The organism is Blastomonas sp., assembly GCF_041747255.1.
Lineage (GTDB): Bacteria > Pseudomonadota > Alphaproteobacteria > Sphingomonadales > Sphingomonadaceae > Blastomonas.
Genome location: NZ_JBGTFM010000032.1, coordinates 1 through 2046 on the forward strand (window position 1 = coordinate 1; position 2046 = coordinate 2046).

At 56.3% G+C, this 2046-nt stretch carries 2 protein-coding genes; one reads left to right on the forward strand and one right to left on the reverse strand.

The window, feature by feature from the left end; translation table 11 throughout:
- Positions 1-163: 163 nt before the first annotated feature.
- A protein-coding gene (locus tag ACEW8G_RS01170) for an IS630 family transposase (protein WP_373486620.1) occupies positions 164-1229 on the reverse strand; the annotation gives its coding sequence in 2 pieces (ribosomal slippage) (positions 164-737 and positions 736-1229; 1068 coding nt in all).
- 15 nt (positions 1230-1244) lie between these two features.
- On the opposite strand from ACEW8G_RS01170, the gene ACEW8G_RS01175 reads away from it, so the two are divergent.
- A partial coding sequence (locus ACEW8G_RS01175) for a tyrosine-type recombinase/integrase (RefSeq protein WP_373486621.1) occupies positions 1245-2046 on the forward strand: 802 nt, incomplete at its 3' end.

A 2046-nucleotide genomic window follows, 5' to 3' on the forward strand; every position in this document is an offset into this window, starting at 1 on the left:
TTGATATTACAAGAAAGCGCAAAGTTTTGCCCCGAATCAGCAATTCGCTTTTATCATTAGAACAAAGTTAAATTTCAATCAATGCGAATGCTTAAAAATTTGTTGTTTCCCAGCAGTTGGGGCCAAGAAGTATAGCACTCATCCAGAAGTAATACCAACGGGCCTATGAGCTGACGCACTGGAACCATTCGCGGTTAGCGATTGAGGTGATTGTTTCGGGGAGATCGATGAGGTCATTCCATGCCGTGCAACAGGCGGTGACGATGGCCTCGTAATTTTCATAGGCGCGGTTGGCGAGGGCGTTTTGCCTGAGATACTGCCAGATGTTTTCCTGTGGGTTCAGCTCAGGGCTGTAGGGGGGCAACTGCAGAAGGCTGATATTGGCGGGAGTTTTGAGGGATTTTGTGGTGTGCCAGCCAGCCCCGTCAATAATGACGATGGCATGCGCACCCTCCTCGACCTGGCTGCTGATTTCGATGAGATGCTCGTTCATGGCATGGGTGTTGGCGAAGGGCATGACCAGCGCCGCGCCCACGCCGCGTGCCGGACAGACAGCTCCAAAGATATAGGCACATTCATAACGCTGGTCGCGCACGGCGCGCGGACGGGTGCCTTTCTCGCCCCAGACATAGGTGAGCGTCCCTTTCTGCCCTACGCGGGCTTCGTCCTGCACCCAGATTTCGAGGTGCTTGCCGACGGCGTGTTCGGGGAGGATTTCGGTGATCCTGGCGGCGAATTTTTTTAAAATCAGCCTGAACTTCGACGTCGCTTTTGGGATGGAAAGGACGCGTCGAGATGTGACGCAGGTTCAGGGCATGCAACAGCTTACCGATTGTCCGCTCATGGTATCGAACCTTGTATTCCGCTTCGATCCACCGCTGAATATCCACACAGCGCCAACGGACAAGACCATCTTTCTCTGGATCAGGGGCCTTCAATACATGTGCCTTCACGGCCGCTTGCTGCTCAGCCGTCAGCCGCTTCTTTGGATGACCGCAGGGCGCATCGCGCAAACCTTCCGGTCCCTGCGCGTTGAAACGGTGCACCCAGTCACACAAGGTCTGGCGGTCCATCCCGCTGCGGGCCGCCGCATCCTTCCGGCTCGCCCCTTCCAAAACTGCCGCTATCGCCGTCAGGCGCAAAGCAACCCGCCCATTATTCTCCCGACGCGCGAGTTTGCGCAAATCACCCGCGCTAAAATCCTCCCGGATTGCTATCGATCCATGCATGTGCCGCTCCAAACAATGAAGCCGCTACCGAATCATAAATCAGCCAAAAAGGGAATCGCAAACCGAATCACCTCATCGGGCCTTTGGTATTATTACTGGTTTGTGCGGCTTCGCCATCGCGGCAAGCATCGGCGGATTACGTTAGGGCGGGCAGAGGAGCTTGATGCGGGCGTTGCGCGCGCGCAAGCCCGCCGGTTATTGGCCGAGGTTGCGTTAGACGGGTTGCCAAAGCGTGCCGTGGTCAAAGCTACGCCGATTTTGTCCGATTTTGTCGATATCTATTGGGAAGACCTCGCGCGCCACTGGAAGGCGTCAACTGCGAGCCGGAACCAATCCGTGTGGCGTTTGTACCTCAAGCCTGCGTTCGGGACCATACGCGTCGCCGATATTACTCCTGCCGATATCCATCGCTGGCGCGATAGCTGCGCCGGACCCGATGAGGCCAAATATAATCGCTCTGTTCCGGTTCTTGCCTCGTTGCTCAAATATGCAGAGTTGCTGCACTTAAGGCGTAACGGCTCCAATCCCTGCCGCGGCATGCCGCGTTATAAGCGTCCGCCGCGCGAGCGTTATCTCACCCCGATGGAATATCGACGGATTAGCGCCGCCCTTCGCGAGGATGCGGAGGGCTATCCCCTCCAAGTCGCGATCATACGGTTGTTACTGTCAACCGGCGCTCGCGTCGGAGAAATCCAAAACCTCAGATGGGAATGGGTTCAGCCGCCACGATTGGTGCTGCCCGATAGCAAGACAGGCCCGAAGACCATCTGGCTCAACAGCCAAGCACTTGAGGTGATTGCAAGCATTCAACGACGCG